Raw genomic sequence first — 19,946 nt, 5'->3', positions numbered from 1 at the left:
CCGCGACCTGGTGGCCTGCAGGGATGACCGTCCTCGCGCTGGCCCCGCCGCCGGGCACCGATCGCCGCAGCGGTGCGACGGCGGCGCCGGTCCTGACCTTCGGATCGGACGGCGTCCGCCGGCGCCGCGACCGGCTGGCGACCGAGGAGCCGCTGGAGATCCGGGCCGGCGGGCCGGGGGAGGCGCCGTTGGCGGTCGCCGTGACGATGCGCACGCCGGGGCACGACCTGGAACTGGCGGTGGGCTTCCTGGCCGCCGAGGGGCTGCTCGGGGACGGCGCCCGCCCGCCCGTCGCCGCCCGCGCCTGCGCGCAGGACCCCAACGTGGTGCTCGTCGCCCTGCGGGCCCCGCTCGACCGCTCGCGGCTGCGGGGGCGGATCGAGGTCAGCTCCAGCTGCGGGGTCTGCGGCCACGCCGCGCTCGACGAGCTGGGCGACCGCTGCGGGCCGGTCGCCGACGGCCCGCGGGTCGCACCCGAGACCCTGATCGCGCTGCCCGACCGGCTGCGCGACCACCAGCGGCTGTTCGAGCGGACCGGCGGCCTGCACGCGGCCGCGCTCTTCGACGAGCGCGGCACGCTGCTGGCCGTGCGCGAGGACGTCGGCCGCCACAACGCGCTCGACAAGGCGCTCGGGGCGACCCTGCTCGCCGGCCCCGGCGCGGCCCCGCGCCCGGCGATCGCGATGCTCTCCGGCCGCGCCAGCTACGAGCTGGTCCAGAAGGCGGCGGTCGCCGGCGTCCCGATCGTCTGCGCGGTCTCGGCTCCGTCGAGCCTGGCCGTCGACGCCGCCCACCGGCTCGGCGTGACGCTCGTCGGGTTCCTCCGCGGCGAGCGCTTCAACGTCTACGCCCGTCCCGATCGGATCGTCCTGTGAGCCGCGACCGCGACGTCCCGCAGGACGACGCCGGGCTGCGGGTCGGGCCGCCGCAGGACCACGCCGTCGGCGTCCCGGCCACGGTCTCGATCGCCCGCCACGCGATGCGGCAGATGGGCGCGACCCGCAGCGCGCGGGTCTTCTCGCGGATCAACCAGCCGCACGGCTTCGACTGCCCCGGCTGCGCCTGGCCGGAGCCGGAGCACGGGTCCCAGCGCCTGGAGTTCTGCGAGAACGGCGCCAAGGCGGTCGCCGAGGAGGCGACCCGCCGGACGGTCGATCGGGACTTCTTCGCCCGCCACGACCTCGCCGACCTGCACGGCCGGACCGAGCACTGGCTGAGCCAGCAGGGACGCCTGACCGAGCCGATGCACCTGGCGCCGGGCGCGACCCACTACGTCCCGATCGCCTGGGACGACGCCTTCGCGCTGGTGGCCGACGAGCTGCGGGCGCTCGACTCGCCCGACGAGGCGCTCTTCTACACCTCGGGCCGGACCAGCAACGAGGCGGCGTTCCTCTACCAGCTGCTCGTCCGCTGCCTCGGCACGAACAACCTGCCCGACTGCTCGAACATGTGCCACGAGTCCTCCGGCTCGGCGCTGGTCGAGACGATCGGGATCGGCAAGGGCAGCGTCACCGTCAACGACCTCGTCGCCGCCGACCTGATCATCGTCGCCGGCCAGAACCCGGGCACCAACCACCCGCGGATGCTGACGACGCTGGAGGAGGCCAAGCGGCAGGGCGCGCGGATCATGACGATCAACCCGCTGCCGGAGGCGGGCCTGCAGCGGTTCGACAACCCCCAGCGGCTGCGCGGCCTGCTCGGCCGCGGGACCGAGCTGACCGACCTCTTCCTGCAGCTGCGGCTCGGCGGCGACCTGGCGCTCTTCCAGGCCTTCAACCGACTGCTGCTCGACGCCGACGCGGCCGACCCGGCCAGCGACCCGCCGGCCCTCGACCATGCGTTCCTGCGCGACCACTGCCAGGGGCTCGAGTCCGTCCGCGAGCATCTCGCCGAGCTCTCGTGGCCCGATGTCGAGCGGGCGACCGGCCTGACCCGGGCCCGGATCGACGAGGCGATGGCGATGATCCGGCCGGCCCGCCGGATCGTGGTCTGCTGGGCGATGGGCCTGACCCAGCACCGCGACGCGGTGGCGACGATCCGCGAGGTCGTCAACTTCCTGCTGCTGCGCGGCAGCATCGGCCGCAAGGGCGCCGGCCTGTGCCCGGTCCGCGGTCACTCGAACGTGCAGGGCGACCGCACGATGGGGATCTGGGAGAAGCCCGAGCCGGCCTTCCTCGACCGGCTGGAGGCGACCTTCGGGGTGCCGATGCCGCGCCGCAACGGCCACGACGTCGTCGACAGCGTGCGGGCCCTGCGCGACGGCCGCGCGCGGGTCTTCGTCGCGATGGGCGGCAACTTCGCGTCGGCGACCCCGGACACCGCCGTCACCGAGGCGGCGCTGCGGCGCGCGCGGCTGACGGTCCAGGTGTCGACCAAGCTCAACCGCTCGCACACGGTCACCGGACGCCAGGCGCTGATCCTGCCGACGCTCGGGCGCACCGATCGCGACCTGGGCCCGCGGGGACAGCCGCGGTTCGTCACGGTCGAGGACTCGATGAGCGTCGTCCACGCCAGCCGCGGGCGGATCGCGCCGCCGTCGCCGCAGCTGCGCAGCGAGGTCGAGATCGTCGCCGGGCTGGCGCAGGCCGTGTTCGGCTCGCCGGCCGGCGCACCGGTCGCGGTCGGCGAGCCCGCGGGCGCCGCCCCGGGCCCGGACGACGGGCGGCGGGCCGCCGCGGCCGCGATCCCGTGGGCGGCGATGGCGGCCGACTACGGGCTGATCCGCGACCGGATCGCCGAGGTCGTCCCCGGCTTCGAGCGCTTCAACGAGCGGGCCGCCTGGCCGGGCGGGTTCGTGCTGCCCCACGGCCCGCGCGACGAGCGGCGCTTCGACACCCCCTCCGGGCGCGCCCACCTGACCGTCAACCGGCTGGACGTGCTGGAGCGCCCGCCGGGGCGGCTGCTGCTCCAGTCGCTGCGCTCGCACGACCAGTACAACACGACGATCTACGGCCTCGACGACCGCTACCGCGGGATCCGCGGCGGCCGCCGCGTGGTCCTCGTCCACCCCGACGACCTCGCCGAGCTGGGGCTGGCCGACGGCGACCACGTCGACCTGGTGTCGGAGTGGCGCGACGGCAGCGAGCGGCGGGCGCCCGGCTTCCGGCTGGTCGCCTATCCGACGGCCCGCGGATGCGCGGCCGCCTACTACCCCGAGACCAACCCGCTGGTGCCGCTGGACAGCACGGCGACCACGAGCAACACGCCGACCTCGAAGGCGATCGTGGTCCGGCTGGAGACCTGATCGGGGCGTTGTCCACCCCACGTCCGTCCGTTTCCCGACCCGCACGTCCGTCCACTCTGGGCCACCCGCGGGAGCCGGGGGAGGCCGCTGGTACGATGCTTCTCAAGGAACGACTGACAGGCCCGGATGCGCATCTGCCCGACTGGACGGGGCGTAGAGATGGGTGGACGGGTCCGTTGGCGTACCTTCAAATCAGGACCCGCTCGCCCGAAGAACCGGGCAGCCGGTCGGGAAGGATCCAGGGAATGTTCGAGCGATTCACAGAACGAGCCAGGCAGGTTGTCGTTCTCGCCCAGGAAGAGGCGCGAACGCTCAAGCACAACTACATCGGCACCGAGCACATCCTGCTCGGTCTCCTGCGCGAGGAGGAGGGTCTCGCCGCCCGCGTCCTGGAGTCGCTCGACATCACCGTCGAGCGCGTCCGGGCACAGGTCGTGCGGATCGTCGGGTCGGGGGAGGAGGTCACCTCCGGTCAGATCCCGTTCACCCCTCGCGCCAAGAAGGTCCTCGAGCTGGCGCTGCGCGAAGCGCTCAGCCTGGGCCACAACTACATCGGCACCGAGCACATCCTGCTCGGCCTGGTCCGCGAGAACGAGGGCGTCGCCGCCCGGATCCTCCTGGACTTCGACGCCGACAGCGAGAAGATCCGCAACGAGGTCATCCGGATGCTCTCGGGCCCCGGTGGCCGCCGGCAGACGGCGGGCTCCTCGGTTGGCGGGGCGCCCGCCAGCGGTGAGGGCACGCCCCAGAAGCGCAGCTCCAAGGTCCTCGACCAGTTCGGTCGCGACCTGACGAAGCTCGCTGCCGAGGGCAAGCTCGACCCGGTCGTCGGTCGCGAGACCGAGATCGAGCGGATCATGCAGATCCTCTCGCGCCGGACGAAGAACAACCCGGTGCTGATCGGCGAGCCGGGCGTCGGCAAGACCGCCGTCGTCGAGGGCCTCGCCCAGCGCATCTCCTCGGGCGACGTGCCCGAGCTGCTGCGCGACAAGCAGATCTACACGCTCGACCTCGCGGCGCTGGTCGCCGGTTCCAAGTACCGCGGCGAGTTCGAGGAGCGGCTCAAGAAGGTCATGAAGGAGATCGCCAACAAGGGCGACGTGATCCTCTTCATCGACGAGATCCACAACCTGGTCGGCGCGGGCGCGGCCGAGGGCGCGATCGACGCGGCTTCGATCCTCAAGCCGGCGCTGGCGCGTGGCGAGCTGCAGACGATCGGCGCGACGACGATCGACGAGTACCGCAAGTACCTCGAGCGCGACTCCGCGCTGGAGCGCCGCTTCCAGCAGGTCCGCGTCGAGCAGCCGTCGACCGAGGAGGCCGTGCAGATCCTGCAGGGCCTGCGCGATCGCTACGAGCAGCACCACAAGGTCGAGATCACCGACGAGGCGCTGGTCGCCGCCGTCGAGCTCGCCGACCGCTACATCGCCGACCGGCAGCTGCCGGACAAGGCGATCGACCTGGTCGACGAGGCCGCGTCCCGCAAGCGGATCCGGTCGATGGGCAGCCCGCCCGTCTTCCAGGAGGTCGAGGAGCAGATCGCCGAGGCCCGCCGCAAGAAGGACGCCGCGATCGAGGCCCAGGAGTACGAGGCCGCCGCGTCGCTGCGTGACGAGGAGCGCAAGCTCGTCGGCAAGAAGCGCGAGCTCGTCGAGCAGTGGGAGCAGGGCGAGGGCGAGCAGCCGCGGCTCTCGATCGGCGAGGAGGAGATCGCCGACATCGTCTCGATGTGGACCGGCATCCCCGTCTTCAAGCTGACGGAGGCGGAGACCCGCCGCCTGATGCGGATGGAGGAGGAGCTCCACGAGCGCGTGATCGGGCAGGAGCAGGCCGTCCAGGTCGTCTCCAAGGCGATCCGCCGCTCGCGGGCCGGCCTCAAGGACCCGAAGCGGCCGACCGGCTCGTTCATCTTCCTCGGCCCCACGGGCGTCGGGAAGACCGAGCTGGCCAAGTCCCTGGCGCACTTCCTGTTCGGCGACGCCGACGCGATGGTCCGCGTCGACATGTCCGAATACATGGAGAAGCACGCCGTCTCGCGGCTGGTGGGCTCGCCCCCCGGCTACGTCGGCTACGACGAGGGCGGTCAGCTGACCGAGGCCGTGCGGCGCAAGCCGTACTCGGTCCTGCTGCTGGACGAGATCGAGAAGGCCCACCCGGACGTCTTCAACCTGCTGCTCCAGATCCTGGAGGACGGCCGGTTGACCGACTCGCAGGGCCGGACGGTCGACTTCCGGCACGCGATCGTGATCATGACCTCCAACATCGGGGCGTCGGAGATCGCGAAGTCCACGCCGCTCGGCTTCCAGGTCGGCGACGAGGACGAGTCGCTGACCTACGAGGACATGAAGCAGCGCGTCACGGGCGAGCTGAAGAAGGCCTTCAAGCCGGAGTTCCTGAACCGGATCGACGAGGTCATCGTCTTCCACAAGCTCACGAAGCCGGAGATCACCCAGATCGTCGATCTGATGCTGGATCGCGTGCGGGTGTCGCTGAAGGATCGCGAGCTGACGCTGGAGCTGACCGACGGGCTCAAGGACCTGCTGGCCGAGAAGGGCTGGGATCCGGCGATGGGCGCACGCCCGTTGCGCCGGGCGATCCAGCGCTACATCGAGGATCCGCTCGCGGACTTCGTGCTCGCCAACCAGATCAAGCCGGGCGCGACCGTCAAGATCGACGTCGCCCCCGAGGGCGTGGACGACCGCGAGGTCGCCCTCACCATCGAGGAGCCGGCCGAGCCGAAGGTCCCGGCCGCGGTCGGGGCCAACGACGACGCCGCCGCGGCCCCCGAGGCCGACGACTCGACCCCGGGCGAGCCGACCGGCGAGGAGACGGTCGACGGCGCCTAGCCGTCCTCCGCACCACCTGGACGACAGGGGCGGGGCCTTCGGGCTCCGCCCCTTCGTCGTGGTGGGACCGGTGCCGTCCGGGCCGTCGAGGACGGGGTGCCCTGCAAGCTGGCGGTCACCGGACGGTCACACGTACGGACAGGCGCTAGGGTTGCCGACGATGCGCCGCGGAACGCCTTCGACTCCGCCTGCCGCCGAGGCGGGCAGGTGCCGCTGCGTGCGCCGGCGACGGTCCGGGGGCACGCGGTGAGCGAGCGCGACGAGCGGCCGGAGGCCGGCGGCCGGGCAGAGGGCTGGGCACCCGGCGAGGCCGGCGTCCTGCCGCGTGGCGTGGCCGCCCAGGCCCGTGCGCGCCTGGACCGGATGCGCGGCCGCGGCGACCTGCGAGCCGACCAGCCGCGCGCCGACGCCGAGGGCTCGGCCGAGGAGGACGCCTCGGCCGCCCAGCTGCCGCCGACGTCCCGCAGCCCGGCCACCGCCGTCGTGACGGCCGGCCTCGAGCCGCCGCGCCAGGGCGAGCCGTTCCTGCCCGGACCGGTCTTCGCCGGGCCCTACCACGCGGCCGGCGAGATCGACGACAGCCCGCACCTGTACGGCCGGATCAGCAACCCCGGCTTCGAGCGCTACGAGGCGGCGCTCGGCAGCCTCGACGGCGGGCACAGCGTCGTCTTCGCGTCGGGGATGGCGGCGGCGTCCGCGGTCCTCCAGCGGCTGCTCGGCCCCGGCGACCTGCTGGTGGCCCCCAACGACGGCTACCCGGGCGTGATGCAGATCGCCCGCGAGCACCTGGCGCTGCGCGGCGTCGGCGTGCGGCTGGTGGCGACCGAGGACGAGCCGATCCGGCGCGCGGCCAAGGGCGCGAGCATGGTCTGGCTGGAGACGCCCGCCAACCCCGGACTGCAGACGCTGGAGCTGGAGCAGACGATCGCGATCTGCCGCCGGGCCGGCGCGCGGGTCGTGGTCGACAACACGCTCGCGACGCCGCTGCGCCAGCAGCCGCTGGCGCTGGGGGCGGACCTCGTGGTGTCCTCCGACAGCAAGCACCTGTCCGGGCACAGCGACCTGATCATGGGCCACGTCTCGGCCGCCGACCGCGAGGTCGCCGAGGACCTGCGGCAGTGGCGGACCCTGGCCGGCGCCGTCCCGGGCCCGTTCGAGACCTGGCTGGCGCACCGCTCGCTGGCCACGCTCGAGATCCGCCTGCGCCGCCAGGAGGAGGTCGCGACCGCCGTCTTCGAGGCGCTCCGCCAGCGCGAGGACGTCGCCGACGTCCGCTACCCCGGCTTCAGCAGCGTGCTGGGCTTCGATCTGGGCTCGCCGCGGCGGGCCCGCACCTTCCTCGACGCACTCGAGATCGTCGCCGAGGCCACCAGCTTCGGCGGCCTCCACTCGACCGCCGAGCGCCGCGACCGCTTCGGCGACGGCCAGGTCCCGCCCGGCTACGTCCGCTTCAACGCCGGCATCGAAGGGCCCGAGGACGTCGTGGGCGACGTCGTGCGGGCGCTGGACCTGTCGCGGTAGGGCGCGGGCGTGGCGTTTCGGTCGCTGGGCGACCGGAGCGCGGGGTGGTGGGGCGCGGGGCGCTCTCGCTGTGGCTCGGCGGGGGCTGCGGGCATTGGGGCGGCTGCCGCTTGCCCTGCGCCGCCGGCGTCCCGCCCACCGCCGCCTCGCCCCGCCGACGCCGACGTCCCACCACCGCCTCGCCCACCGCGGCCCCGCCCGCCCCGCCCCACCGACGCCCGCACCCGCCCCGCCCAGCGCCACCCGCGCGCCGACTTCGCCCGAGCTCTGCATCGCAACCGCGACGGGATCGTCTCCCGCCGCCTGCGCGTCTACTGTCGATCGGGCATGGCCCGCGTCGTCACCGCCCACGTCTGCTCCGCCTGCGGGCACGAGAGCCCCCGCTGGCTGGGGCAGTGCCCCGGGTGCGGCGAATGGGGCACGCTGGCCGAGGAACGGCGCGACAAGCCCGCCTCCGGGGCGCGGGGCGGGGGCGGACGGGGCTCGCGGTCGAACGGGGCGCCCGCCGGCCGCCCGGTGCGGCTCGGCGAGGTCACCGCGCCACGGGTGCCGCGGCTGCGGACCGGCCTCGGCGAGGTCGACCGCGTGCTCGGCGGCGGGCTGGTGCCCGGATCGCTGGTGCTGCTCGGCGGATCGCCGGGGATCGGCAAGTCGACGCTCCTGAACATGGTCCTGGGGCGGCTCGCGGGGGACGGCCGCTCGACGCTCTACGTCTCGGGCGAGGAGTCGGCAGCGCAGGTCCGGCTGCGGGCCGAGCGGCTGGCCGGCGCGGGCGGGGGCACGCCGTCGGCGCTCGAGGTGCCGATCCTGGCCGAGACCGACCTCGACACCGTCGTCGCGACGCTCGAGGCCGAGCGGCCCGACGTCTGCGTGATCGACTCGGTCCAGACGCTCCACGACACCGGCCTCTCGGGCGCGCCGGGCTCGGTCGGCCAGGTGCGCGAGGTCGCCGGGCGCCTGATGGAGGTCGCCAAGCGGCTCGACGTCGCGACGGTCCTCGTCGGCCACGTCACGAAGGAGGGCGCGCTGGCCGGGCCGCGCGTGCTCGAGCACCTGGTCGACTGCGTGCTCCAGTTCGAGGGCGAGCGCGAGCGCACCTACCGGACCCTGCGCGCCCACAAGAACCGCTTCGGCTCGACCAACGAGGCCGGCGTCTTCGAGATGCGCGACAGCGGCCTGGTCGAGGTCCTGGACCCGTCGGCGCGGTTCGTCGGCGAGGCGACGCGCGCGGCCGGCTCCGTGGTCCTCTGCGCGATGGAGGGCACCCGCCCGCTGCTGGTCGAGGTCCAGGCGCTGGTCTCGCCGAGCGAGCTGGTCCCGCCGCGGCGCGTCTGCAACGGGATCGACCGCAACCGGCTGGCGCTGGTGCTCGCGGTGCTCGGCCGCCACGCCGGGCTCAGCACCAGCACCAGCGACGTCTTCGTCAACGTCGTCGGCGGCGTCCGGGCCGACGAGCCCGGCGCCGACCTGGCCGTCGCGCTGGCCGTCGCGTCGGCCGCCCGCGGACTCGTGCCGGGCGCCGCCGCGGGGCCGACCCCCGCCGCCGACGCGGGCGGCGACGAGCGACCGCCGCTGCCCGTCGCCTGCTTCGGCGAGGTCGGCCTGACGGGAGAGCTGCGGGCGGTCGCGCACGGCGACCGGCGGCTCGCCGAGGCGCGCAAGTTCGGGCTGTCGTCGGTGATCGAGCCCGATCGCTGCGGGACGCTGCGGGAGGCGTTGCGCGTCGCGCTGCCGCGGCGCCGGTGAGCTGGACCCCGGTTGCCACTTGACTTCTGGCCCCTTCCGTGCCCGTGTACGGCGTACTAGGGGTGCTCAAGTACGGCTAAAGGGATTGATACAATCGTTGCGATGGCGCAGCGTCCCGGCGAAGAGCTTCAAGAGCTCGAAGGTCGTCAGGAGCCCCGGTTGGTGAAGGCGCTCGAGATGATTGCGCCGGGAACCGCTCTCCGCGAGGGAATCGACTCGATCCTCAACGCGCACACCGGAGGACTCCTGGCTATCGGTGAGCCCGAGGAGATCACGCACCTCTGTTCCGGCGGTATCCGCTTGGACATCGACTACACGCCTGCGCTGCTGTACCAGCTGGCGAAGATGGACGGCGCGATCACGCTCAACGCCAACGCGACCAAGATCGCGATGGCCAACGTCCAGCTCGTGCCCGATCCCACGATCCTCACGCAGGAGACGGGCACCCGCCACCGCACCGCCGAGCGCGTCAGCAAGCAGACCGGCGCGCTGGTGATCGCGGTCTCCCAGCGGCGCGAGGTCGTCTCGCTCTACGTCGACGGCGCCCGCTACCAGCTGGACCAGATCCCGGTCGTCCTGGCCAAGGCCAACCAGGCCCTCGCCACGCTCGACAAGTACCGCACCCGCCTGGATCAGGTGGCGACCCGCCTGACCGCGCTCGAGTTCGAGGGCGGGGCGTCGCTCCACGACGTCCTCACCGTCCTCCAGCGCGCCGAGCTGGTCTCGCGGATGGCGGTCGAGATCGAGCGCTACATCGTCGAGCTCGGCACCGACGGCCGCCTGATCGAGATGCAGCTCGAGGAGACGACGGTCGGCACCGCCAGCGAGAAGGCCGCGCTGGTGCGGGACTACTCGACCGACCCCAGCGAGGAGGCGGTCGCCGAGGCGCTCGACCTGCTCCCGCGGCTGCCGCACCCGGACCTGCTCGACTTCGGTCGGCTGGCCGAGCTGCTCGGCTACAACCGCAAGCTCAACACCTTGGACTACCCGGTGAGCCCGCGCGGGCATCGGGTGCTGGGGCGCATTCCGCGCCTCCCCAAGCTCGTCGTGCAGCAGATCATCGAGCGTTTCGGTGGCCTGGACGAGCTGCTCGTCGGAACCGACGCCGAATTGGAATCGGTGCCCGGTGTCGGCGAGATCCGTGCGAAGGACATCCGCGAGGGCCTTCGCCGCCTGCAGGAGATCAACCTCGTCGACCGCTTCCTGCAGACGTGACGCATCAGCGTCGCGACCGCCGGAACCGATCGGCCCGCCGCTGACGGCGGGCCATCCCAGGAGGGAACATGCCCGAGATCACTACTGACGACGACCTCTTCGAGCCCGCTCTGAGCACGGAGTGCGACTTCCAGGTCGGCGATAACGTCGTCTACCCGCACCACGGCGCCGGGGTGGTCAAGTCTCGGGCGCCCCGCAAGGTGCTGGGCGAGGAGCGCGACTACCTCAAGATCCGGATCCTCCACAACGACATGACGGTCCATGTCCCGTGCGACCAGGCGGCGCAGGTCGGGCTCCGGCGCGTGATCGACGAGGCGACCATCCGCGAGGTCCTCGGCGTCCTCGGCGGTCCGTGCACGGACATGCCGAAGAACTGGAACCGCCGCTTCAAGCACAACCGCGAGAAGATCAAGACCGGCGACATCCACGAGCTGGCCGAGGTCGTCCGCAACCTCGCCGTGCGCGAGAACGAGAAGGGCCTCTCGACCGGCGAGAAGCAGATGTTCACCCGCGCCAAGAAGGTCCTGGCGTCGGAGCTGATGTACGCGCTGGAGAAGTCCGAGGAGGAGGCCGAGGCCTACCTCGACGACCTGCTCGGCACGAACCCGAACGCCGAGGCCGTCGCCGACGACGAGGTCGAAGAGGTCGACGAGGCGGACGAGAACGACGCCGAGCTGGCCCTGCAGGACTGAGTCGGTCGTCCGCTGCGGACGCCCGCGGGGTCGGATCGCCACGATTCCGGCCCCGACGAGCCGCATGACCCCGACCCCTCCGGCGCGATGGCCGTAGCGATCGTCGTCGCCGCCGGACGCGGCGAGCGCCTGGGACACGACCGTCCCAAGGCGCTCGTGCCGCTCCTGGGCCGGCCGCTGCTGGCCTGGTCGCTCGAGGCGCTGATCGGCGTCACGTCGCTGCGCCGGATCGTCGTCGTCCTGCCGGACGGCGAGCCGCTGCCCGACGACCCGGCCGCATGGGGGCTGGGGCCGACCAGCTGGACCGCCCCCGACGGCAGCGCGCGGGTGGTCGGCGTCGGCGGGGGCCGCGAGCGCTCGCACTCGGTCCGCGCCGGCCTGGCAGCGACCGGCGAGGGACCGCCCGACGAGCCGGTGCTGGTCCACGACGGGGCCCGCCCGCTGGTGACCGCCGCCCTGATCGCCGCCTGCCTGGCCGGCGTGCGGGACGGCGCCGACGCGGCGATCGCGGCCGCCGCCGTCACCGACACCGTCAAGCAGGCACGCCCCGCGGACCCGTCGGGCGCCCTGCCGCGGGTCGACCGCACGCTCGACCGCTCGCTGCTGTGGGCGGTCCAGACGCCCCAGGTCTTCCGCCGCGACGTGCTCGCCCGCGCGCTCGCCGAGCCGGACGAGGTGCTCGCCGCCGCCACCGACGACGCCTCGCTGGTCGAGGCGGCCGGCGGCGACGTGCGGCTGGTCGCGGCGCCCCGCAGCAACCTCAAGGTCACGCTGCCCGAGGACCTGCGCCTGGCCGAGCTGCTGCTCGGCGACCGCGACCGGTCCCGCTGAGCCCGGATCCGGGCGACCCGGCGACGGCGACCGCCCTGGCGACCCCGACCTGCGAAACAATCCCTCTCCGTGCTGACCGACTACCACGTGCACCTGCGCCCCGACGAGCGTCCGTCGGAGCCCGAGCAGTACTTCACCGGCGCCAACGCGGAGCGCTACCGTGCGGCGGCCACGGCCCGCGGCATCAGCGAGCTGGGGGTGAGCGAGCACATCCACCGCTTCTCGCAGGCGCTCGACGTCTGGCAGCACCCGTTCTGGCGCTACTCGGCCGTCGACGACCTCGACGCCTACTGCGCGTTCGTGCGCGAGCAGACCGATCTGCGGCTCGGGATCGAGGCCGACTTCGTCCCCGGCCGCGAGGATCGGCTGGCCGAGCTGCTGGACGCTCGCGACTGGGACTACGTGATCGGGTCGGTCCACTTCCTGGCCGATCGCGGGGTCGACGCCGAGTACTCCGAGACCGGCAGCAACTTCGACGTCTGGCAGGGCGCCGACAGCGCCGACGCGGTCTGGAAGCGCTACTTCGAGACCCTCGCCGAGGCGGCCCGCAGCGGGCTCTACGACCTGCTGGCCCACCCCGATCTGGTCAAGGTCTGGGGCGGGGCCCGCCCGGTCCCGGAGCGCGATCCGCGGTTCTTCTACGAGCCGGCGATCGAGGCGATCGCCGAGACCGGGATCGTGGTCGAGGTCTCGACCGCCGGGCTGCGCAAGCCGGTCGGGGAGATCTACCCCGCCCGCGCCTTCCTCGAGATGGTCGCCGACGCCGGCAACCCGGTCGCGCTCTCCAGTGACGCGCACCGCCCCGAGCACCTCGGGCACGGGTACGCCGAGGCGCTGGAGCTGCTGCACGAGGTCGGGATCCGCGAGCTGACGGTCTTCGAGGGCCGCCGGCGTCGCAGCGTCCCGATCGAGGACGGCGATCGCGAGCTGGCCCACCGCCACGGCGACGTGCCGCCGCCGGCCGTCGGGCCGGACGGCCGCCCCGGAAGCCTCTGATGGCCGCCGACGGCTCCCCACCCGTCCCCGACGTCCGCAGCGGGATCGGCTGGGACAGCCACCGGCTGGTCGCTGGCCGGCGGCTGATCCTCGGCGGGATCGCGATCGAGAGCGACCTGGGGCTCGAAGGCCACAGCGACGCCGACGTCCTGACCCACGCCGTGATCGACGCGCTGCTCGGCGCGATCGGCCGTGGCGACATCGGCGAGCACTTCCCCGACACCGACGAGCGCTGGCGGGGCGCCGACTCGATCGCTCTGCTGCGACACGTCGTCGGGCTCGTGGCGGAGGACGGCTTCACCGTCACCGCGGTCGACGCGACGGTGATCCTCGAGCGGCCGAAGCTCGCGCCGCACAAGCGGGCGATGGCCGAGCGGCTCGCCGAGACGCTCGCGATCGCCCCCGAGCGGGTCAACGTCAAGGCGACCACGGCCGAGCGGCTCGACGCCGTCGGCCGTGGCGAGGGCGCGGTCGCTCAGGCGATCGCGACCGTCGTGCGCCCCGCCTGATCGGGCGCCCGCGGCCGCGCCGCCGCCACGCCCGGCCGCCGGCGGCCCGCTCCGCTCCGCGCCCGCGGGACGTTCGCCAGTACGATGTCGCGCCGATGGGCGCTCCGGCTCGCATGCCCCGCACGGGTGGGCGGGCTACATTCACCGTTGCCGCGATCGTCGTGGCCCTCGGCCTGGCTTCGCTGCTCCTCCCGTCGACGGCGACCTACGACCCGTGGGCCTGGATCGTCTGGGGGCGCGAGGTCGTGCACGGCGACCTGACGACGGCCACGGGACCGTCGTGGAAGCCGCTGCCCGTGGTCGTCACGTCGCTGGCGGCCCCGTTCGGCTCGATCGCGCCCGACGTCTGGATCGTCGTCGCCCGGATCGGGGCGATCGCCGCGATCGTGCTCGCCTTCCAGATCGGGCGCCGGCTGGCCGGGCCGCTGGCGGGGTTCGTCGCGGCCGCGCCGCTGGCGGTGGCGCCGTGGTGGTTCTGGAACGCGTGGCTGGCCAACAGCGAGGCGCTGCTGGTCGCCTTCGTGCTCGGGGCGATCGCCGCCGAGCTCGCCGGCCGCCGACCGACGGCGCTGGCCTGCGGGATCGCCGCCGGGCTGCTGCGCCCCGAGGCGTGGCCGTTCCTGCTGCTCTACGCCGGCTGGCTGGCCTGGCGGGCCGGCTGGCGCGACCGCGCCGCGATCGCCGCCGCCCTGACGATCCTGCCGCTCGCCTGGCTGCTGCCCGAGAAGTGGGGCTCCGGCGACTACTGGCGTGCCGCGACCCGGGCCCAGAACCCCGATCCCGGGGCGGCGTCGCTGACCGACCACCCGTGGCTGACGATCGTCGGCGACTTCGTCGACATGCTGCCGCCGGCGCTGTGGGCCGTGGTCGCGGTCTGGGCCGCCGTCGCGGTCTGGGCGCTGGTTCGCGGCCGCGGCGACGGGACCCCGGCGACAACCGGCGCCGCTCCGGACGGTCCCGAGCCCGCCCGCCGCGTGCTCCTGGCCGCGCTCTGGATCGCCGGCCTCGGCCTCGCGTGGCTGGCGGTCGTCGCGGTGATGACGGAGCGCGGCTACTCCGGCAACGAGCGCTACCTGATCTCGCCGCTGGCGCTGATCGCCCTCGCCGCCGCGCTGCTGCTGGGCCTGGGGCTGCGGCGGCTGCCGCGGCCGGCGACCGCCGTCGTCGCCGGGGCGGTCGTCGCGGTCGTCGCCGTGACCGCGATCGTCGACCTGCCCGACCAGGTCGACCGGGTCTTCTACGAGTCGCGGCTCGTCGACGACCTGCCGAACGCGATCGAGCAGGCGGGCGGTGCCGACCGGCTGCGAGCCTGTGCACCGGTGATCACGTCGAAGTTCATGGTGCCGCAGACTGCCTGGCAGATGCGCGAGCACGCCCAGGAGATCGGCTACCTGCACGACCCGCCCTACGGCGTGCTGCTGCGGCTGCGGATCCGCGAGGGCGGCGGGATCGAGCCGCGGACCGACGGCTACGTCGGCCTGCGCCGCCTGGCCCGCACCAAGTACTGGGACGTCCAGGCCGCCTGCCGGCCCGGGCAGGGGGAGGCGCGATGACCGCCGCCACCGCCACCCGCCAGCGGCTGGCCCGCCGCGGGGGCGACGCGGCGCGCTGGCTGCTGGGCCCGGGCGCCGCCGTCTCGATCGTGGCGCTGCTGGCCTGGTCGGTCTTCCTGCGGACGCGCAATCTCGACGCGCCGTTCTGGATCGACGAGGGGATCAGCGTCGGCGTCGCGAACTTCCCGTTCTCCGAAATCCCGTCGGAGCTGGGCAAGGACGGCAACCCGCCGGTCTACTACCTGCTGCTGCACCTCTGGCTGCGGGTCTTCGGCGACGGCGAGTCGGCCGCCCACGCGCTGTCGGCGACCTTCGCGGTCGCGACGGTGCCGTTCTCCTACCTGCTGGCCAAGGTCCCGTTCGGCCGCCGGACCGCGGTCGCCGCGGCGGCCGTCGCGGCGGTCCTGCCGTACCTGACGTACTTCGGGCAGGAGACCCGGATGTACGCGATGGTCGCGTTCCTGTCGCTGCTGGTCGCCGGCGCGCACCTGCGGGTCTTCGAGCAGGGCGCCCGGGCCTGGCGCGTGGCCCTGGTCGTGGTCCTGATCGTCCTGCTCTACACCCACTCGTGGGGCGTCTTCCTGGTCGGCGGCAGCGTCCTGGCCGTCGGCACCCGCGCGCTGCTGCAGCCGCGCGGGCCGGAGCGGATGCGCGTGATCCGGATCGGGTTCCTGATCCACCTCGCCGCCGCGGTCGTCTGGCTGCCGTGGATCCCGACCCTGATCCGCCAGGCCCGCGACACCGGCGCGCCGTGGTCGCTGCGCCCGGACCTGTCGATGCTGCTGGAGGGCCTCGGCTCGATCGCGCAGCCGCAGGTGACCGCGTCGATCTTCGTGGTCGCCCTGGTCTTCGGCTTCGCCGCCCTCGGCGCGGCCGCCCGCGGCCGGCTCCAGGGACCGGCGATCCCCGCCCCGCGCGAGGCCGCGGACCTGCGCGGACACGCGACGGTGCTGGGCGTGCTGCTGCTGAGCACGCTGCTCTTCGCCTGGATCGGCTCGCTGCTGAGCCCCGCCTGGGCGAACCGCTACATGGGCGTCCTGGTCGGCCCCGCGGTGCTGCTGGCCGGCCTGCTGCTGACCCGCTCGGGCCGGATCGGGGTGACCGTGCTGGTCGTCCTGCTGCTGGTCTGGGGGACGGACACCCAGGGCGGCCGGCTCAACGGCAAGGGCACGCCGGTCGCGATGGCCGATGCCGCCGCCGGCGAGCTGCGCGCGGGCGACCTGGTGATCAGCACCCATCCGGAGCAGCTGCCGGTGATCGCCTACGACCTGCGACGCCGCGGCGTGCCCGACGGGGTCCGCTACGCGACCGCCCTCGGCCGCCAGCCGGACGTCCGGATCTTCGACTGGCGCAAGGCGCTCGACCGGCTGCAGGCGGCCGAGCCGTGGATGGTCGCGCGGCGGCTGGTCGACGAGCAACGGCCCGGTTCTCGCGTCCTGCTCGTCCTTCCCGTACTCTCTGCAGGGAACTGGCAGGGTCCCTGGACCCGCCTGGTCGCCGATCGGAGTCGCGCCTGGCGCGCCCTGCTGCAAGCGGATCCCCGGTTGCAGATGGTCGGTCGGCGACCGGTCACCGGTCCGGGAAGAGGCGTCTTTGGCGTACTCTTCACGGTTCGTCCGTGACCAATCGGCCGCGGACGGGTAGTCGTACTCGAGCCCTCGGCCCCCGTACCCCGACCGCACGCAGGAGTCCCGATGCACGGAACCCCCCCGACACGACCGACCGGACCCGAAGGGCGCACCCTCGTCATCGGCGGCGGCCCGGCTGGCCTGACGGCCGGCTACCTGCTCGCCAAGCGCGACGACGACGTCACCGTCTTCGAGGCGGCCGACCAGGTCGGCGGGATCGCGATGACGGTCGTGCGCGACGGGTACCGGTTCGACCTCGGTGGGCACCGCTTCTTCACCAAGGTCCGCGAGGTCGAGGACCTCTGGTACGAGATCATGGGCGACGAGTTCCTCCGCCGCCCGCGGATGTCGCGGATCTTCTGGAACGGCAAGTTCCTCGACTACCCGCTCAACGGGATGGACGTCATCAAGAAGCTCGGCCCCGTCGAGCTGACGCGCGCCGGCTTCTCGTACCTCTGGGCCGTCGCCAAGAAGCCGTTCCGCCGCAAGCCGGAGACGTCGCTCGAGGAGTGGGTCTCCAACCGCTTCGGCAAGCGGCTCTACGAGCACTTCTTCAAGACCTACACCGAGAAGGTCTGGGGCCGGCCCGCGAGCGAGATGACCGCCGACTGGGCCGCCCAGCGGATCAAGGGCCTCTCGTTCCTGACGGCGGCCAAGGACGCCTTCTTCCCCTCCAAGAACGGCGACATCAAGACGCTGATCACGGAGTTCGACTACCCCCGCTACGGGCCGGGGCAGATGTGGGAGAAGATGACCAACGCGATCGAGGAGCGGGGCGGCTCGATCGAGATGGAGAGCCCGATCGAGCGGCTGAAGCTCGAGGGCAACCGCATCACCGAGGTCGTCGTCAACGGCGAGACGATCACCGACTTCGGCAACATCGTCTCGTCGCTGCCGCTGCGCAACCTGCTGCGGATGACCGAGGGCGCGCCGGCCGAGGTGCTGGCCGCGGCCGAGGCGCTGCGCTACCGCGACTTCCTCACGGTGTCGCTGATCCTCGACGGCGAGGACCCCTTCCCGGACAACTGGATCTACATCCACGAGCCGGGCGTGATCGTCGGCCGGATCCAGAACTTCCGCTCGTGGAGCCCCTGGATGGTCCCGGACGAGACCAAGGGCTGCGTCGGGATGGAGTACTTCTGCTTCGAGGGCGACGACCTCTGGACGTCGAGCGACGAGGACCTGGTCGCGCTGGCGACCAGGGAGCTCGAGGAGATCGGGCTGTCGAAGCCGGGCCAGGTCGTCAAGGGCTACGTCGTCCGGGTCCCGAAGGCCTACCCCGACTACGTCGACGGCTACGCCGAGAACGTCCAGATCATCAAGCGCTGGGTCGCCTCGATCGAGAACCTGCAGCAGGTCGGCCGCAACGGGCTGCACCGCTACAACAACTCCGATCACTCGATGCTCACGTCGATGCGCGCGGTCGACAACCTCTACGGCGAGGACCACGACCTCTGGGAGGTCAACGCCGAGGACGAGTACCTCGAGGAGGGCGAGACCAAGCAGTCGCCCTACCCGTACCAGGCGGGCAAGACCCCGTCGGGCGAGGTCGGCAGCCACGACGACGTCGCGGTTCGCGCTGGGGATGGCGTGACGCGCACGTAGACGCTTCGGATCTCGGCCCGGCCAGCGCTTGGCAGTACTGCGTACGGCCTTCGCTCGTCCGGACCGACCTCCTCGGTCTACGTGCACCTCACATCCACCCCGCGGGTGTCACAAGAGGGCCGCCCGACGGGCGGCCCTTTGCGTGCGCCGGTACGCTCAGCCGCGTGCGCACGATCCACCTGCACGACACCGCCAGCGGCGCGCTCACCGAGCTGCGGCCGCGCGAACCGGGCAAGGTCGGGATCTACGCCTGCGGCCCGACGGTCTACAACCGGATCCACGTCGGCAACGCGCGGCCGTTCGTGGTCTACGCGCTGCTGAAGCGGTTCCTCCAGCAGGAGGGCTACGACGTCACGCTGGTCGCGAACCTGACCGACGTCAACGACAAGATCTACGCCGCGGCGGTCCGCGAGGGCGTCTCCTCGTCCGACCTGGCACGGCAGATGGGCGATCTGTACCGGGCGGACACCGATCTGCTCGAGCTCGGCCGCCCCGACCACGAGCCGCTGGTCACCACCTCGATGGACGCGATCATCGCCCTGATCGCCGAGCTGCTGCGGCGCGACGCCGCCTACGCGGCCGAGGGCGACGTCTACTTCCGCGTCCGGCGCGACGCGCGCTACGGCTCGCTCTCGCATCGCGACGTCGACCAGATGGACCAGGGCGAGGGCGACGATCGCTCGTCGCTGAAGCAGGACCCGCTCGACTTCGCGCTCTGGAAGGCGACCAAGCCGGGCGAGGACACCGCCTGGGACACGCCGTGGGGCCGCGGCCGGCCGGGCTGGCACATCGAGTGCTCGGCGATGGCCGAGGAGCTGCTCGGCGTCGGCTTCGAGATCCACGGCGGGGGCAGCGACCTGGTCTTCCCGCACCACGAGAACGAGGCGGCCCAGACCCGCTGCGCCCGCGACCGCGAGCTGGCGCAGATCTGGATGCACAACGGGATGCTGCAGCTGCGCGGCGAGAAGATGGCCAAGTCGGTCGGCAACGTCACGCCGCTGCACGAGGCGGTCGCCGAGGTCGGCCGCGACGGGCTGCTGCTGCTCTTCTGCGGCGCGCACTACCGCCAGCCGGTCCAGTACTCGGAGGAGACGATCGAGCAGGCCCGAGCCGGCGTGCGCCGGATCCGCGAGACCGGCCGGCTGCTGCACGCCGGGCCCTCGCCGGACGACCTGGCGACCCATCGCGACGCCTTCCTCGACGCGCTCGCCGACGACTTCAACACCGCGGCGGCCCTGGCCCATCTCTGGAGCTGGGTCCGCGAGGCCAACCGCCGTGGCGGGGTCGGCGACGAGCACCTGCGCCAGATGCTGGCCGTGCTCGGACTGGAGAACCTGCTCGACGCCGCGGGTGGGGACGGGCCCGACGCGGCCGCGCTGGCGCTGCTCGAGGAGCGCCAGCGGGCCCGCGAGGCCCGCGACTGGGCCCGGGCGGACGAGATCCGCGACGCGCTGGCGGCCGCGGGCTGGACCGTTCGCGACGGCGCCGACGGCGCCGAGCTGATCCGGGTCGAGGCATGAGCGCCGGGCGCGGCGGGGCCGGTGGCCAGGGCGGCCGCGG

The 19,946-nt window shown here is 73.3% G+C and carries 14 protein-coding genes; all 14 read left to right on the top strand.

Annotation, left to right across the window (positions count from 1 at the left end):
- Positions 1-23: 23 nt before the first annotated feature.
- The 14 genes from fdhD to cysS all read left to right on the top strand — a co-directional run bounded on the left by fdhD (position 24) and on the right by cysS (position 19,906).
- On the top strand, positions 24-875 hold the full coding sequence (gene fdhD / locus PAI11_RS03110; protein WP_007570722.1) for a formate dehydrogenase accessory sulfurtransferase FdhD: 852 nt from the start codon (positions 24-26) through the stop codon (positions 873-875).
- Positions 872-3,244: an FdhF/YdeP family oxidoreductase gene (locus tag PAI11_RS03105; RefSeq protein WP_007570720.1), complete on the top strand. Its 2,373-nt coding sequence runs from the start codon at positions 872-874 to the stop codon at positions 3,242-3,244. The genes fdhD and PAI11_RS03105 overlap by 4 nt, the downstream gene beginning before the upstream one ends.
- A 245-nt stretch (positions 3,245-3,489) precedes the next feature.
- Positions 3,490-6,090 (top strand): ATP-dependent Clp protease ATP-binding subunit, encoded by a 2,601-nt coding sequence (locus tag PAI11_RS03100; RefSeq protein WP_007570719.1) that lies wholly within the window; start codon positions 3,490-3,492, stop codon positions 6,088-6,090.
- 246 nt (positions 6,091-6,336) lie between these two features.
- Complete coding sequence (locus PAI11_RS03095; protein ID WP_211656539.1) at positions 6,337-7,611, top strand: PLP-dependent transferase; 1,275 nt, start codon at positions 6,337-6,339, stop codon at positions 7,609-7,611.
- Positions 7,612-7,938: 327 nt separating this feature from the next.
- Positions 7,939-9,357, top strand: coding sequence for a DNA repair protein RadA (gene radA, locus PAI11_RS03090; RefSeq protein WP_040597962.1), 1,419 nt, complete (start codon positions 7,939-7,941; stop codon positions 9,355-9,357).
- A 102-nt stretch (positions 9,358-9,459) separates the two neighbouring features.
- A complete protein-coding gene (gene disA / locus PAI11_RS03085) occupies positions 9,460-10,572 on the top strand; it encodes a DNA integrity scanning diadenylate cyclase DisA (RefSeq protein ID WP_007570710.1) in 1,113 nt (370 codons plus the stop codon).
- A gap of 68 nt (positions 10,573-10,640) precedes the next feature.
- Entirely contained in the window at positions 10,641-11,264 is a 624-nt protein-coding gene (locus tag PAI11_RS03080) for a CarD family transcriptional regulator (protein ID WP_007570708.1), read from the top strand.
- A gap of 87 nt (positions 11,265-11,351) precedes the next feature.
- Positions 11,352-12,095: a 2-C-methyl-D-erythritol 4-phosphate cytidylyltransferase gene (gene ispD, locus PAI11_RS03075; RefSeq protein WP_007570706.1), complete on the top strand. Its 744-nt coding sequence runs from the start codon at positions 11,352-11,354 to the stop codon at positions 12,093-12,095.
- A gap of 69 nt (positions 12,096-12,164) precedes the next feature.
- Entirely contained in the window at positions 12,165-13,091 is a 927-nt protein-coding gene (locus PAI11_RS03070; protein ID WP_007570704.1) for a histidinol-phosphatase, read from the top strand.
- Entirely contained in the window at positions 13,091-13,600 is a 510-nt protein-coding gene (ispF, locus tag PAI11_RS03065; protein WP_007570702.1) for a 2-C-methyl-D-erythritol 2,4-cyclodiphosphate synthase, read from the top strand. The genes PAI11_RS03070 and ispF overlap by 1 nt, the downstream gene beginning before the upstream one ends.
- Positions 13,601-13,713: 113 nt before the next feature.
- Positions 13,714-15,153: a hypothetical protein gene (locus tag PAI11_RS03060; protein ID WP_138974069.1), complete on the top strand. Its 1,440-nt coding sequence runs from the start codon at positions 13,714-13,716 to the stop codon at positions 15,151-15,153.
- Positions 15,150-16,775 (top strand): glycosyltransferase family 39 protein, encoded by a 1,626-nt coding sequence (locus PAI11_RS03055; protein ID WP_007570698.1) that lies wholly within the window; start codon positions 15,150-15,152, stop codon positions 16,773-16,775. The genes PAI11_RS03060 and PAI11_RS03055 overlap by 4 nt, the downstream gene beginning before the upstream one ends.
- A 72-nt stretch (positions 16,776-16,847) precedes the next feature.
- Positions 16,848-18,386, top strand: coding sequence for an NAD(P)/FAD-dependent oxidoreductase (locus PAI11_RS03050; protein ID WP_007570695.1), 1,539 nt, complete (start codon positions 16,848-16,850; stop codon positions 18,384-18,386).
- A gap of 164 nt (positions 18,387-18,550) precedes the next feature.
- A complete protein-coding gene (cysS, locus tag PAI11_RS03045) occupies positions 18,551-19,906 on the top strand; it encodes a cysteine--tRNA ligase (RefSeq protein ID WP_007570694.1) in 1,356 nt (451 codons plus the stop codon).
- The last annotated feature ends 40 nt before the right edge of the window (positions 19,907-19,946 follow it).

Source organism: Patulibacter medicamentivorans (genome assembly GCF_000240225.1).
Taxonomy (GTDB): domain Bacteria; phylum Actinomycetota; class Thermoleophilia; order Solirubrobacterales; family Solirubrobacteraceae; genus Patulibacter; species Patulibacter medicamentivorans.
Note: the sequence above shows the minus strand (reverse complement) of the source record. Positions and strands in the feature narration are given on the sequence as shown.